At 71.1% G+C, this 14,683-nt stretch carries 9 protein-coding genes; 4 read left to right on the top strand and 5 right to left on the bottom strand.

The annotated features are described in order from the left end of the window. Positions 1-24: 24 nt before the first annotated feature. Entirely contained in the window at positions 25-1,995 is a 1,971-nt protein-coding gene (locus NMN56_RS00310; protein WP_274039899.1) for a SpoIIE family protein phosphatase, read from the bottom strand. A 147-nt stretch (positions 1,996-2,142) separates the two neighbouring features. On the opposite strand from NMN56_RS00310, the gene NMN56_RS00305 reads away from it, so the two are divergent. Next, entirely contained in the window at positions 2,143-4,803 is a 2,661-nt protein-coding gene (locus NMN56_RS00305) for an ATP-binding protein (RefSeq protein ID WP_430542431.1), read from the top strand. Continuing rightward, entirely contained in the window at positions 4,803-5,393 is a 591-nt protein-coding gene (locus NMN56_RS00300) for a response regulator (protein ID WP_274039901.1), read from the top strand. The genes NMN56_RS00305 and NMN56_RS00300 overlap by 1 nt, the downstream gene beginning before the upstream one ends. A gap of 87 nt (positions 5,394-5,480) precedes the next feature. Here the strand turns inward: NMN56_RS00300 and NMN56_RS00295 are convergent, their stop codons facing one another. Both NMN56_RS00295 and lepA read right to left on the bottom strand, forming a co-directional pair. Further along, positions 5,481-7,406: an AMP-dependent synthetase/ligase gene (locus NMN56_RS00295; protein WP_274039902.1), complete on the bottom strand. Its 1,926-nt coding sequence runs from the start codon at positions 7,404-7,406 to the stop codon at positions 5,481-5,483. A 251-nt stretch (positions 7,407-7,657) separates the two neighbouring features. Continuing rightward, positions 7,658-9,526, bottom strand: coding sequence for a translation elongation factor 4 (gene lepA, locus NMN56_RS00290; protein WP_274039903.1), 1,869 nt, complete (start codon positions 9,524-9,526; stop codon positions 7,658-7,660). 222 nt (positions 9,527-9,748) lie between these two features. Here lepA and rpsT point away from each other — a divergent pair, with 222 nt between their 5' ends. Next, on the top strand, positions 9,749-10,015 hold the full coding sequence (rpsT, locus tag NMN56_RS00285; protein WP_274039904.1) for a 30S ribosomal protein S20: 267 nt from the start codon (positions 9,749-9,751) through the stop codon (positions 10,013-10,015). Positions 10,016-10,546: 531 nt separating this feature from the next. On the opposite strand, the gene NMN56_RS00280 is transcribed toward rpsT, so the two are convergent. Together NMN56_RS00280 and holA are read right to left on the bottom strand one after the other, a co-directional pair. After that, positions 10,547-12,016, bottom strand: a complete 1,470-nt coding sequence (locus NMN56_RS00280; protein ID WP_280842630.1) for an MFS transporter — start codon at positions 12,014-12,016, stop codon at positions 10,547-10,549. Positions 12,017-13,331: 1,315 nt separating this feature from the next. Beyond that, positions 13,332-14,321, bottom strand: a complete 990-nt coding sequence (gene holA, locus NMN56_RS00275) for a DNA polymerase III subunit delta (protein ID WP_274040008.1) — start codon at positions 14,319-14,321, stop codon at positions 13,332-13,334. A gap of 56 nt (positions 14,322-14,377) precedes the next feature. Here holA and NMN56_RS00270 point away from each other — a divergent pair, with 56 nt between their 5' ends. After that, entirely contained in the window at positions 14,378-14,623 is a 246-nt protein-coding gene (locus tag NMN56_RS00270) for a hypothetical protein (RefSeq protein WP_274040009.1), read from the top strand. Positions 14,624-14,683: the final 60 nt, after the last annotated feature.

The following is a 14,683-nucleotide window of genomic DNA, read 5'->3' as shown; positions in this document are numbered from 1 at the left end:
CACGCCCGCACACACAGCGCACTCTCAGTCCACCGGCTCGGCCGGCGGATCGGCCGGCGGATCGGCCGGCGGATCAACCATCGGCGGGGACCGCAGCACCAGCATCGCCAGGTCGTCCGTGGGGGCGCCGGGCGCGAATCCGTGCACCGCGCGGTGCACACGTTCCGCCGTGCCGGCCGCGTCCAGCCCCTCGCAGCCCGCGAGCACCGCGGCGAGCCCGTCACCGTCGTCGAACAGCCGCCTGCCTGAGCGCCGTTCGGTGACCCCGTCGGTGACACAGAGCAGCGTGTCGCCGGGGCGCAGGGTGAAGGACTGGCTGTCGTAGACGACTTCGGGCATCACCCCGAGCAGAAGTTGCGGCAGGGCCGCCGCCCTCACCTGCCCCGCCGCGTTCCGCACGAGCGGCAGGGGGTGCCCCGCGCAGGTGACGACGCAGTCGACGGCGCCCTTGCGGAAGGTGAGTTCGCCGTAGACGAGGGAGAGGAACTTCGCCTGCTCTCCCACCTCGCGGTTGAGCCGGTCGAGGGTCTCGGGTACGGAGTACCCCTCGCGGGCGAGGAGGCGCAGCACGGGGCGGGCGAGCCCCGTGACGACGGCGGCCTCGGGTCCGTTCCCGCACACGTCGCCCAGGGCGAAGCGCCAGCGGTCGTCGGCGAGGCGCAGCAGATCGTAGAAGTCGCCCCCTGCCCAGGCGCCCTCGCCCGCGGGTTCGTAGACGAGCGCGGTGTCCAGCCCCGGCACGGTCATGTCCTCGTTGGGCAGCAGGCCGCGCTGGAGGATCTGGCTGATGTTGGCCTGGTGGGTGTAGCGGCGTGCCGAGAGCACGGCGAGGCCGACGCGGCGGGCGAAGTCCTCGACGAGGCCGACGACTTCGTCGGGGATCCGCAGGAGACCCGCGCGCCCGATCACCAGGGTGCCGACGGCACGCCCGCCGACGACGAGCCTGCACAGGACGGAGGCCCCGCCGGCGCCGTACGAGTCGGCTCCCAGTGGCCAGCGCCAGGGGGTCGCCTGGCCGGGCAGGGCGCGTGGGGAGAGGACGGGCGGTTCCTTGTCCAGCTCGGCGCGCAGTTCCTCCATGCGGTTCTCCTGCGCGTGCCATACGCGGGCGAGGCGGGGCGGCCGGCCGCGTTCGGTGTCCTCCAGCCATACGGCGCACCAGTCGGCGAAGCGGGGGACCATGAGCTGTCCCGCGAGGGAGGCGACCTGGTCCTCGTCGGTGTGCCCCGCGAGGAGGTCCGACGCCTCGGCGAGGAAGGAGAGCGCGCCGTGGTTGGTCCACTCGCGGTGTGCGTAGGGGCTGAGGAAGGGACGTGGCGCGGGCGCCGCGTGCGCCGGGGTGACATCCCATCCCCTGTGGCCGTCGGCGGGGGCGGCCCGCCGGGGTTCTCCGCGGGCCTGGAGGTGCGCGGGCGCCGCGCCCGCGAGGGAACCGGCCGGGCCCGTGAGGGACTCGGCGGGGCCGAGCCTGAACCAGACGGTCTTGCGGTCGCGGCGGTAGCTGATGCCCCATTCGCGGGCGAGCGCCCCGACGAGGCGCAGCCCGTAGCCGTGGCCCTCGTCGGTGCGGTCGGTGACGGTGCGTGCCGGGTGCCGGTCGGACACCTCGGCCGTCACCAGCTCCGGACCGTACCGGCATTCCAGCTCGACCGAGGTGCCCGCGTGGACGACGGCGTTGGTGACCAACTCGCTGACCAGCAGCACCGCGTCGTCCATCAGCTCGCCCCGCAGGCCCCAGTCGTCGAGTGCGGCACGGACGAAGCCGCGGGCCGCGGCTGCTGCGAGGGCGTTGCCCGGCAGCACGGTCCTCACGGTCTGTGGCGCATCGGCCTGGCGCTGCGTGTCGGCAGGCCGCCGGGCGATCCCCGGTGGTCCGGGTGCCGACTCGCGCGCGGACAGCGCCGTACGGCGGCCGGTTCTCGCCGGGTCCTTCCGCTGGCCCCGCGGTTCCGATCCGGCCGGGTCCGCGGCCCGTGTGTTCTCCGCGTTCCCCATCGCGCCCTCCCCCGGCCGGTGTTGGGAGGTTCCCCCGTCCCACCACGGCCCCAGCAGTTGTGTCAATGCGCTCAGCGCAGTAGGGCAAGAGTGACAGACTGGGCGCGCTCATACGCACCGAGTCACGGAAGTGGTGGGAATTGAGCCATGAGCTGCGGCCCTTCCGGGAGTTCCGGAATCCCCTCGTCCGGGCTGAGATCTGTGGTCACGACCCTATGGGCGCTGTGCGAAGGAGACTTCAGCGCCCGCGTCCCCCTCCTCACCGGCCCGCCTGGCGCCCCGGACCCCGAGGGCGGCACCCTCGCCAGGAGCGCCGCCCCTCACGCCGAGGGCCGCTCCCCGTACTCCGGCGCCGCCACCGAGGCCCTCGCCGCAGCCCGCACGCCGGCCGAGGCCCCCGCACCGGCCGGGACACCCGGGCTCGCCGGGACACCCGGGCCGGCCGAGGCGCCCGTACTGGCCGGGGCACCCGGGTCGGCCGAAGCCCCCGTACTGGCCGAGGCCGTCAACCGGCTCGCGGCCCGCGTCGAGCACCTTGGTTCCGAACTGCTGCGTGTGCAGCGTGAGGTGGCGCGGCACGGGCGGATCGACGAGCGGGTCAGGGCGAGTCCGGGGCAGGGCGCGTGGGCGGACACGGTGGCCGCGGCCAACTCCCTCATCGACACGCTCACTTACCCGGTGGTGGAGGCGACGCGAGTGCTCACGGCCGTGGCGGACGGTGACCTGTCGCAGCGCATCGAGCAGGACGACGGCCGCCGTCCCCTCCGCGGCGAGCTGCGCCGCCTGGGCCGCACCGTCAACCGGGTCACGGGGCAACTGGCGCTGTTCACGAGCGAGGTGACCCGCGCCGGCGCCGAGGAGGACAGCGGTGCGGGCGACGACGGACGTCCGGCGCCGCCGCACACCTCGCTGAGCAACCTGTCGGGCAGTTGGCGGGACGCGGCGGAGGCGGTCAACCAGATGGTCTCCGACCTGCGGGAGACGACCCGGGCCAAGGAGTGGCTGGAGTCGAACCTGACGCGCCTCGCAGCGCTGATGCAGGGCCGCCGCGACATCAGGGAGGTGGCGGAGCTGATCATGCACGAGCTGCCCCCGCTGGTCGGCGCGCAGTACGGCGCGCTCTTCCTCACCGGCGTGCCCGCCTACGCCCAGGGCGTCTCTCCTGTGACCCCGTCGTACGACACCTCGGGTCTGTCCTACGTCGCCGGCTTCGGTACCGCGGCCCTGGACAGCCCCGCCTCGCTCACTCCTGGCTCGCCCGCCCAGGGCCTGGTCGCGCAAGTGGCGGCGCAGAAGCGGCGGTTACTGCTCACGGACGTACCGCCCGGCTATGTGCCCATCGCCTCGGGGCTGGGCGCCGCACCGCCCGCGTGTGTGGTGATCCTTCCCGTGCTGTACGAGGACCAGGTCCTGGGAGTGCTGGAGCTGGCCTCCTTCAGCCCGTTCAGCGACATCCATCTGGCGTTCTTCGACCAGTTCATGCACACCATGGGGGTGGCTCTGCACACCATCAGGGCCAACACCGAGCTGTCGGAGAAGGCGGCGCTGCTCACGGCGTCCTCCGAGTACAAGACGCAGTTCCTGGCGAACATGTCGCACGAGCTGCGTACGCCGCTCAACTCCCTGCTCGTACTGGCGCAGTTGCTCGCCGACAACGAGTCGGGGAACCTCTCCGACGAGGAGGTCAGGTTCGCGCAGACGATCCACCGCTCGGGAACCGATCTGCTCCAGCTCATCAACGACGTACTGGACCTGTCCACCGTCGAGGCCGGCCGGATGGCGGTGCGCCCGCAGCGGCTGGCGCTGCTGAAGCTGCTGACCTATGTGCACGACACGTTCCGCCCGCTCGCCTCCGACCGGGGCATCGGCTTCACCGTGCACGTCGCGGACGCCACCCCGCGGGAGCTGTTCACCGACGAGCGCAGGGTCCAGCAGGTGCTGCGCAATCTGCTGTCCAACGCGTTCAAGTTCACCGCGGAGGGACGGATCGAACTGCGGGTGGCCCCGGTGGCCGAGGACGGTAGGACAGCGGTGGACTTCACCGTCTCCGACACCGGTACGGGCATCGCGCCCGACCGCCTGAGCCGGATCTTCGAGGCGTTCCAGCAGGGTGACGGCTCCACGCACCGTACGTTCGGCGGCACGGGTCTCGGGCTGTCCATCAGCCAGGAGATCGCTTCTCTGCTCGGCGGCCGTATCCGCGTGGAGAGCACGGAGGGACAGGGGAGCCACTTCACGCTCACCCTGCCGGTGGGGCTCGGTGAGGGGCAGGGCCGCGCGGTGGAGTCCGTCGCCGGCGGTCACACCGGGGCCGGGGCGCGGCACCAGCCGCTGAAGGACCTCACCGAAACCCCGGCCGACCGCGCGGCGCCACCGCCCAGTCTGGCGCCCTGGCAGCGGGGCCGCGCCGCTGAAGTGCTGCCCGGCGTACGGGTGCTGATCGTCGACGACGACATCCGCAACGTCTTCGCGCTGACGCACGTGCTGGGCCGTGTCGGCATGTCCGTGCGGTACGCGGAGAACGGTTGCGAGGGTCTGACCAAGCTCGCCGAGGAGGGCGCTGATCTGGTGCTGATGGACATCATGATGCCGGAACTGGACGGCTACGAGACGCTACGCAGGCTCCGCCGCGACCCGCGCCTGGCCGGGCTCCCCGTGGTCGCGCTGACGGCGCAGGCGATGCCGGGCGACGATCAGCAGTCGCTGGCCTCGGGCGCTTCGGCGTACGTTCCCAAGCCTGTTGACATCGACCTGTTGCTGAGTACCGTGCTCGCCCTGCTCGATCCGCAACCTTCTGCGAGGCAGTGATGACCACGGTTACCTCGGCGCGTCCCTCCGCAGGACACCACGAAGCGAGCATCCTCCTGGTCGACGACATGGAGGACAACCTCGTCGCGCTCGAAGCGGTCCTCTCCGCGCTCCAGGTGCCGCTGGTGCGCGCCGGCTCGGGCGAGGAGGCGATGAAGGCGCTGCTGCGGCAGGAGTTCGCCGTGGTGCTGCTCGACGTGCTGATGCCGGGCATGGACGGGTTCGAGACCGCCGCGCACATCAAGCGGCTCGACCAGACCAAGGACATCCCGATCATCTTCCTCACGGGAGCCGAGACGGCGTACGACGCGGGATACGCGTTCCGCGGCTACGCGACCGGCGCTGTCGACTACCTGACCAAACCGTTCGACCCGTGGGTTCTGCGCACCAAGGTCGCCGTCTTCCTCGAACTGCACCGGAAGAACCAGCAGTTGAGAGAGCTGCTCGATCACGAGCAGCACCGTCTTGGCGACTTCGTGCGGCGCCTGGAGGCCGTGGAGAGCCGCCTGGACGACGGCTCTCCCGACACGGCCGGCCTGGCGAGGGACGTGGCCGAACTGGTGCGCTCACTACGGGAGATGCAGTCCTGAAGCCCCGACAGGGCACGGGGTTCTACACATGTGCGGCTCCGCACCCGCCGACGCACAGGCAGCGGCACGCACACGCCCGGCGGAGCGCTACCGCTCGCGCGCGCCCTCGTACATCTCCTCGATCAGATCGCCGAACTGCCGCTCCACGACAGGACGCTTGAGCTTGAGGCTGGGGGTCAACTCGCCGTGTTCGATGTCCAGGTCGCGCGGCAGCACCCGGAACTTCTTGATGGCCTGCCAGCGCTGGAGCCCGCTGTTGAGCTGGTCCACGTACTCGCCGACCAGCCCGCGCACCTCGTCGGAGACGACGACCTCGTCGTACGGCTTGCCCTTGAGGGACTCCTGGTCGGCGGCCCAGGCCAGAAGCGAGGGCTCGTCGAGCGCGATGAGGGCCGTGCAGTAGTTCCGGTCGGCGCCGTGCACGAGGATGTTGGAGACGTACGGGCAGATCGCCTTGAACCGCCCCTCGACCTCTGCGGGCGCGACGTACTTGCCGCCCGAGGTCTTGATCAGGTCCTTCTTGCGGTCGGTGATCCGTAGATAGCCGTCGTCGGACAGCTCACCGATGTCGCCGGTGTGGAACCAGCCGTCGTCCTCCAGCACCTCGGCTGTCTTCTCGGGCAGGCCGTTGTAGCCCTGCATGATGCCGGGCCCGCGCAGCAGGATCTCGCCGTCCTCCGCGACCCGCACCTCGGTGCCGGGGAACGGCTTGCCGACGGTGCCTGTGCGGTAGTTGTCCTGGCGGTTGCAGAAGCTGGCGGCGGAGGACTCGGTGAGCCCATAGCCCTCCAGGACGGGGATACCGGCACCCGCGAAGAAGTAGCCCAGGTCGGGTGCGAGCGCGGCCGAGCCGGAGACGCAGCCGATCATCCTGCCGCCGAACGCCTCGCGCAGCTTGCTGTAGACGAGCCTGTCGGCCGCGGCGTGCTTGAACCTGAGCCCGGCCGGTGCCGTCGCCTCGCCGGTGCGGCGCTGGTTGTCCTGGGTGACCCTCGCGTATTCGCGGGCGACTTCGGCGGCCCACTGGAAGATCTTGTACTTCGCGCTGCCACCGGCGCGCGCCTTCTGTGCGACGCCGTTGTAGACCTTCTCGAAGATCCGCGGGACGCCGCACATCTTCGTGGGCCGCACGACGGGCAAATTCTCGATGATCTTGTCGATGCGGCCGTCGACCGCGGTCACATGCCCGACCTCGACCTGCCCCGCCAGCAGCACCTTGCCGAAGACGTGCGCGAGCGGCAGCCACAGGTACTGCACATCGTCCCCGGTGACCAGACGGGTCTGCGCGATGGCCTTGGCCATGTAGGACCACGCGTCGTGTGCGAGGCGTACGCCCTTGGGCTTGCCCGTGGTGCCGGAGGTGTAGATGAGCGTGGCGAGCTGGTCGGAACGGAGCGCGCCCACCGTCTCCTTGACGGCGTCCGGGTGCTTGTCCAGATAGGCCCGGCCGCGCCGCTCCAGCTCGGCGAGCGACAGCACCCACCCGTCGTCACCCGCGCCGTCGGCGTCCTTACCGTCGGACCCCGCTCCGTCGCCGTCCGTTCCAGGCCCCTCGTCGATGAGGACCACGTGGGCCAGGCCGGGCAGTTCGGCTCTGTGCTCGCGCACCTTGGCGAGCTGGGCGGCGTCCTCGGCGATCAGCACCCGGCTGTCGGAGTCGGCCAGGATGAAGACCGTCTCCTCGGTGTTGGTGCTGGGGTAGACGGTGGTGGTCGCGGCGCCGGCGCACAGGATGCCGAAGTCGGCGAGGATCCACTCCACGCGGGTGCTGGAGGCGATGCCCACGCGCTCCTCGGGGCGTACGCCCAGGTCGGCAAGCCCGGCGGCGATGGCGAAGACCCGCTCGCCCGCCTGCGCCCAGTTGTACGAGCGCCACTCGTCGGGCCCCTCGCCCGAGACGGGCGCCACCGGATACCTGTACGCCTCGGCCTCGGGGGTCGCCTCGACCCGCTCCAGGAAGAGTGTCGCCACGGACGGCGGCCGGTTTTCGATCTGGGACTGTGTGTCGCTCACGACATCCTCCGGGGCCCGCATCCTGCTTGTTGACTCACGAGTAACTACTGAGCAGTGATCAGACTAAAGGCCGCAGCCCCCTTACGTAAGGGGGCTGCGGGCACTACGTAGCGGGGCTGTCGGCACCGGTGAAGGGACCGGCGCGCGGACGCCCCAGTGGCCCCACGCGGCACGGAATGCGACCTTCCGTGCCGCCGCTCACCGAAGCGCGGGGCGCCGAAGAGGCACCTACTTCTTCGGCCATGCGGCACTCACTTCTTCGGCTTGGCCTCGCCGCCGCCCTCGTCCGAGGAGAGCGCGGCGATGAACGCCTCCTGCGGCACCTCCACGCGCCCCACGACCTTCATCCGCTTCTTGCCCTCCTTCTGCTTCTCCAGCAGCTTGCGCTTACGGGAGATGTCGCCGCCGTAGCACTTGGCGAGGACGTCCTTGCGGATGGCGCGAATGGTCTCGCGGGCGATGATGCGGGCGCCGATGGCGGCCTGGATGGGCACCTCGTACTGCTGCCTGGGGATCAGCTCACGCAGCTTGTTGACCATCTTGGTGCCGTACGCGTACGCCTTGTCCTTGTGGACGATCGCGGAGAACGCGTCCACCTTCTCGCCCTGGAGCAGGATGTCGACCTTGACGAGATCGGCCGACTGCTCACCCTTCGGCTCGTAGTCGAGCGAGGCGTAGCCACGGGTCTTGGACTTCAGCGCGTCGAAGAAGTCGAAGACGATCTCGGCCAGCGGCAGCGTGTAGCGCAGCTCGACGCGGTCCTCGGAGAGGTAGTCCATGCCCTGGAGGCTGCCGCGGCGCGTCTGGCACAGCTCCATGATCGCGCCGATGAACTCGCTGGGGGCGAGCAGCGTCGCGCGCACGATCGGCTCGTGCACCTGGTCGATCTTCCCCGTCGGGAACTCGCTGGGGTTGGTGACGACGTGCTCGCTGCCGTCCTCCATGTCCACGCGGTAGACGACGTTCGGCGCCGTCGCGATCAGGTCGAGCCCGAACTCGCGCTCCAGGCGCTCCCTGATGACCTCCAGGTGCAGCAGCCCGAGGAAGCCCACACGGAAACCGAAGCCCAGCGCCGCCGACGTCTCCGGCTCGTACGTCAGCGCGGCGTCGTTGAGCAGCAGCTTGTCCAGCGCGTCGCGCAACAGCGGATAGTCGGAACCGTCCAGCGGATACAGCCCCGAGAAGACCATCGGCTTGGGGTCCTTGTACCCGGGCAGCGCCTTGTCCGCTCCCTTGGAGAGCAGTGTGACGGTGTCACCCACCTTGGACTGCCGCACGTCCTTCACGCCGGTGATCAGATAGCCGACCTCGCCGACTCCGAGCCCGTCGGCCGGCGTCATCTCCGGGCAGCTCGCGCCGATCTCCAGCAGCTCGTGGGTCGCGCCGGTCGACATCATGCGGATGCGCTCGCGCTTGCTGAGCATGCCGTCGACGACCTTCACATACGTCACCACGCCGCGGTAGGCGTCGTAGACCGAGTCGAAGATCATCGCGCGGGCCGGTGCGTCCGCCGCGCCCGTGGGCGGGGTGACCAGGCGCACGACCTCGTCCAGCAGCTCCCGTACGCCCTCGCCGGTCTTCGCCGAGACCTTCAGCACGTCCTCCAGCTCGCAGCCGATGAGGTGCGCCAGCTCGGCCGCGAACTTCTCGGGCTGCGCGGCGGGCAGGTCGATCTTGTTGAGCACGGGGATGATCGTGAGGTCGTGCTCCATCGCCAGATAGAGGTTGGCGAGGGTCTGCGCCTCTATGCCCTGGGCCGCGTCCACCAGCAGGATGCAGCCCTCACAGGCCGCCAGCGAGCGCGAGACCTCATAGGTGAAGTCCACGTGCCCGGGGGTGTCGATCATGTTGAGGATGCGGGGCGTCGAGGAGTCCCCGGTGGGCGACCAGGGCATGCGCACGGCCTGGGACTTGATCGTGATCCCCCGCTCGCGCTCGATGTCCATGCGGTCGAGGTACTGCGCGCGCATCTGCCGCTTGTCCACGACGCCGGTCAGCTGAAGCATCCGGTCGGCAAGCGTGGACTTGCCGTGGTCGATGTGCGCGATGATGCAGAAGTTACGGATCAGCGCCGGGTCGGTACGGCTCGGCTCCGGCGCGTTCGTTGGGGTCGCGGGCACGCAGTGTCCTGTCGGGTCTGGCCTGTCGGATGGGTCGGTCGGCTGGGTCGGCTGGTTCTCTCGTGGTGCTGCGGAGGGTGTGCCGGCGGGGGTCGCCGGGCTCCATGGTCCCATGCGCGCGGGGCACTGGCCGGATTGGGAGGGGCCGGAGCCCGGCTGGTAGCCTGGGCGACTGTGCCTTCTGGCACTGATACGAAAACCCCGAACCGTAAAGGCTCATTCGTGGCGAACATCAAGTCCCAGATCAAGCGGATCAAGACCAACGAGAAGTCGCGCCAGCGCAACAAGGCGGTCAAGTCCGAGCTGAAGACCGCGATCCGTCGCACCCGCGAGGCCGTCGCCACCGGCGACGCCGCCAAGGCCGCCGAGGCCCAGAAGGTCGCCGTCAAGAAGCTCGACAAGGCCGCCAGCAAGGGCGTCCTGCACAAGAACAACGCCGCCAACAAGAAGGCCGCGCTGGCCAAGCACGTCGGCACCCTCAAGGGCTGACCTTCTCCACACCGGCTCGGTAGACCCGGCGGGCCCTCTCTACTCCGCCCCCACCGAGCCACCGCTTGAGAGACAGCGCCGCACGCGGCCTGCGTTCGCCACGCGGGTGCGGCGCACTACAGACACCACGGAGGCCCCGCCTCCGCCCCTTCCCCAGGGGTGGAGACGGGGCCTTCGTCGTGCGGGACGCCTGCGTCGTGCGGGGCGCCTTCGTCGTGTGGGGGCCTCGTCGTGCACGGGGCCCTCGTCACGCACGGCGCCTTCGTCATGCGGGGCTTCCGTGGGGGGCTCGCCGGTGTGGGCCCGGATCCGCAGGGGCCGGACCCATCGAGGGCCGGACGACCAGGGCCCTGAGCGACCGGCCCTGACCCACCAGGCCCTGACCCACTGGGGCTGTGCTCGCCAGTACGCGTACTTGATGGCGCCCGTCCTTGATGGCGCCCGTCCTTGATGGCGCCCGTCCTTGATGGCGCCCGCCAGTGGTGGGCGTACTCGTCGGCTCCGGTCAGTGCACGTACTCGTCGGCTCAGGTCAGTGCGAGTTCTCGGTGGGCCGCAGGTCGTGGGGGACCAGGGCCCAGGCCAGCGCGGCGGCGGCCAGTGGCAGGGCCGCCGAGATCAGGAACGTCGGCGTCATGCCCGAGGTGAACGCGCTGGACACCTGCCCGAGCAGCACCGTTCCTCCGGAGCCGCCGATCTCGCCCGCGACATGGGCGGCCTCGCCTATGGAGTCCCGTACGCCCGCCGTGTCTGAACCGCCCAGGCCGAGGTCAGGCAGGTTCGTGCGGTACAGCGCCGAGGCCAGGCTGCCGAGTACGGCGACGCCCATGGCGGCCCCCAGTTCGTAGCTGGTCTCGTCGATCGCGGCGGCGCCGCTGACATCGCGTGCGGGCGCCGAGGCCATCAGCGTCACCGACGCCGCGGTGGTGGCGATGCCGACGCCGCAGCCGATGACGGCGAGCGAGAGGGCGACGGCGGCGTAACTGAGGGACCCGGAGCGCTCGAAGAACCACGGGACCGCCAGCCCGCCCGCCATCAGCACCAGTCCCCCGCCGAGCACGTGCCGTATGGGGAGCCGGTGCATCAGCGTCGGCGTCACCAACGAGGTGGCCACCAGCCCGAGCGGCGCCGGCATCAGCCGGACACCGGCCTCCAACGGGCTGTACCCCTGCCCGTACTGGAACCACTGCGTGATCAGGAACAGCGCAGCACCCATCGCGATCATGCCGAGGAAGATCGAGGCGGCGGCGATGCTGAACGACCGGTTGGTGAACAGCCGCACCTGGAGCAGCGGTTGGGGCAGCCGGGCCTGGCGGCGCACGAAGACGGTGAGCACGACCGCGGCGACCGCCAGCAGCGCCCAGGCCACCGGATCTGCGGGCCCGCCTTTGCCGAGCTGTTTGATGCCGCCCACGAGAGCGAACATTCCGGCCATGGACTGCGCGACGCCCCACCAGTCCCAGCCCCCCTCACGCGGCTCCCGGGACTCCGGCAGCATCTTCGCGCCGACGGCGATGACGGCGAGCGCGACCGGAACGTTCAGCAGGAACGCGGAGTGCCACCCCTGCCGCTCCACCAACAGCCCGCCCACCACGGGCCCGAGCGCCATGCCGCCGCCGAGCACCGCGGCCCACACGGAGTACGCGAACGCACGCTCCCTGGCGTCGGTGAACACGTGCCGGAGTATCGACAGGGTCGCCGGCATGATCGCGGCCCCACCGGCACCCAGCAGCGCACGAGCGGCGATCACCTGCCACGAGGAGGTGGCCGCCACCGCCAGCAAAGAGGCAACCGCGAAGACGCCGAACCCGAACAGCAGCAGCCGCTTACGCCCCCACTTGTCCCCGAGCGCCCCTGCCGTCACCAGCAGACCGGAGAGCGCGAGCGCGTAGATGTCAATGATCCACAACTGCTGTACGGCGCTGGGCTGGAGATCGGCGACGAGGGAGGGGAACGCGACGTTGAGGATCGTGGTGTCCATCGCGATCAGCAACAGGCTCACCGAAAGGATCGCCAGAACCCCCCACCGCCCCCGCTGCTTCACAACCCGCCCACTGGCCTGCGCCTGAGCCTGGGTCTGGCTCTGCCCCTGGCCCCCACCCTGAGCCGAAGCCCGGGCCTGGGCCTGGGCGGCCTGGGTCACCTGGTTGTGCGCGGTGTCGGCATGCATGGGAATCCAGTTCGGGGTCGCGCTGAGAGAGGCCCGCATGACACCTCTCAGTCTCCTATGAGACATGAGTGTCGCATACGAAGCACTTCTGTGCACACTTGGGCGGTGCTGGGGCTTCTGGCAAGCGCACTTGGCGGGGCGGGCCCGCTTGGTGCGGGGCCCGCTTGGCGAGGCGGGGCACTTCGTGCGGGGCGCACCCAGTGGGGCGGGCCCGCTTGGCGAGGCGGGCCACTTCGTGCGAGGCCCGCTTGGGGAGGCGGGCGCACCTGGTGGGGCGGGCCCGGGACGAGGCGCCAGGGGTGGGGCGCCACGGGCGGCCGGAGTGGACGGGGTCACGTGTGGGGGCGGCGGGCGGCATGAGCGGCAGGGCGAGGCGGGGCGGGGCGGCGGCGGGCGGCCCGGCGCCAGCGACGAATGGCAGGGCCAGGCGGGACGCCCAGCGGCGGGCGGCCTGGCGGCCCGGCGGGCGGCATGAGCAGCAAGGCAAAGCGGGACGGCCCAGCGGCGGCGGCCTGGCGACAGCGGCTCGGCGGCGGGCGGCAGAGACAGGCGGTAGGGGGTCAGGCGGTAGGGGGTCAGGCGGCGGGCGGCAGGTGGCCCTGGGGATGGCGGCAGGGACAGGCAGCCCGGCGACGAGCGGCGGGCTGAGCGCCGCCCGCCGCGCCAGCGGGTCCAACCTGGCTCGGTGCCGGTCCCGCACGGGAAGCGGGGACTCCACCGGACATGCGGCGCTATGGGCGGAGCCCAAGCCGACCGGTCAGGCGGGACAAGAGAACGAGCCCCACCCCGTAGAGCCGGGAACGCGGACAAGAACAAGCCAACTGCTCACCCGAGCCCGAGACCGGGAGACCAGGACCGGACGAGGGTGGGCCGGACCCGGGCCAGGCTGGGGGCAGACCGGACTTGGGGCAGGCCGGACCGGGGCAGCCCCGGCCAGGCAGGGCTAGGGGCAGGCCGGACCGGGGCAGCCCGGAACCCGATAGCGCGCGGGGAGGGGCAGAGCCGAAGGCTCCACGGCGCAGGGGCCAGGCCGAAACCCACCGGCGCGGGAACTGGATCGAACCCCGACAGCGCAGGACCGGGCCGGAGGCTCGATGGCGCAGGACCGGGCCGAAGGCCCGATGGCGCGGGGGGCAGAGCCGGGCGCTCAGCGGGAGCGGGCCGCTGCGGCGATGGTGACGACCGCCTTCTCCAGGGCGTACTCCGGGTCCGTGCCCGCCCCCTTCACCGCCGCGTCCGCCTCGGCAACGGCGCGGAGGGCCGTGGACACACCGTCGGGGGTCCAGCCGCGCATCTGCTGCCTGACCCGGTCGATCTTCCACGGCGGCATGCCCAGTTCACGGGCCAGATCGCCGGGACGGGCACCGCGCGGGGCGCCCGCGAGCTTGCCGATGGCGCGGACACCCTGGGCGAGGGCGCTGGTGATCAACACGGGCGCCACACCTGTCGCGACGGCCCACCGCAAGGTCTCCAGCGCCTCGGCCGCCCTGCCCTCGACCGCACGGTCGGCGACCGTGAAGCTCGACGCCTCCGCCCTGCCCGTGTAGTACCGCGCGACGATCGTCTCGTCGATCGTGCCCTCGACATCGGCGGACAACTGCCTGCACGCGGACGCCAGTTCGCGGAGGTCGCTCCCGATGGAGTCCACCAGCGCCTGACACGCCTCCTGCGTCGCCGAACGCCCGATCGTACGGAACTCGCCCCGCACAAAAGCCAGCCGGTCCGCCGGCTTCGTCATCTTCGGGCACTCGACCTCGCGCGCGCCCGCCTTACGGGCCGCGTCGAGCAGCGCCTTGCCCTTGGCAGCGCCCGCGTGCACGAGGATCAGGGTGATCTCCTCGGCCGGAGCCGCCAGATACGCCTTCACGTCCTTGACCGTGTCAGCGCCGAGATCCTGTGCCCCGCGCACGACGACGACCTTGCGCTCGGCGAAGAGCGAGGGACTGGTCAGCTCGTCCAGCGTGCCGGGCTGGAGGTCGCCGGGGGCCAGATCCCGGACGTCGGTGTCGGCGTCAACGGCCCGTGCCGCATCGATCACGCGCCGCACGGCACGCTCAACGAGCAACTCCTCCTGTCCCAGCGTGAGGGTCAGGGGAGCGAGCGGATCGTCCGAGGTCTTCTTACGCGTACCAGCCATCGCCCACAGCATCCCACGAGCCACCGACACCCCTGCCCCGCTGAGAGAATGCCATGGTGAGCGACGTACGACATGTGCTGGTCCTGCCCGACAGGGACGCGGCGGAAGAGGTGGCCGAGGAACTCGAACGGAAACTCGGCCTCCAAGAAGAACCCCAGCTCGTCCGCGACGCCCTCGCGGGCGAGGACGACGCGGAGGACGCGCAGTGGCTCGTGGTCCTGGAGGACCCGCACGCCGCATACGATCCCGCGCTCCTCGACGCCCTCGCAGACGGCTACGACGGCTGGCTCGAACGCGAGTAACCCAGCCCCGGCCCCAGCCCCACCCCCCCCTTCCCGCTCCGAACCCGGGGTTCCGGAATG

The organism is Streptomyces iconiensis, from assembly GCF_028657195.3.
Lineage (GTDB): Bacteria > Actinomycetota > Actinomycetes > Streptomycetales > Streptomycetaceae > Streptomyces > Streptomyces iconiensis.
This window is presented reverse-complemented; position numbering and strand designations above follow the sequence as displayed.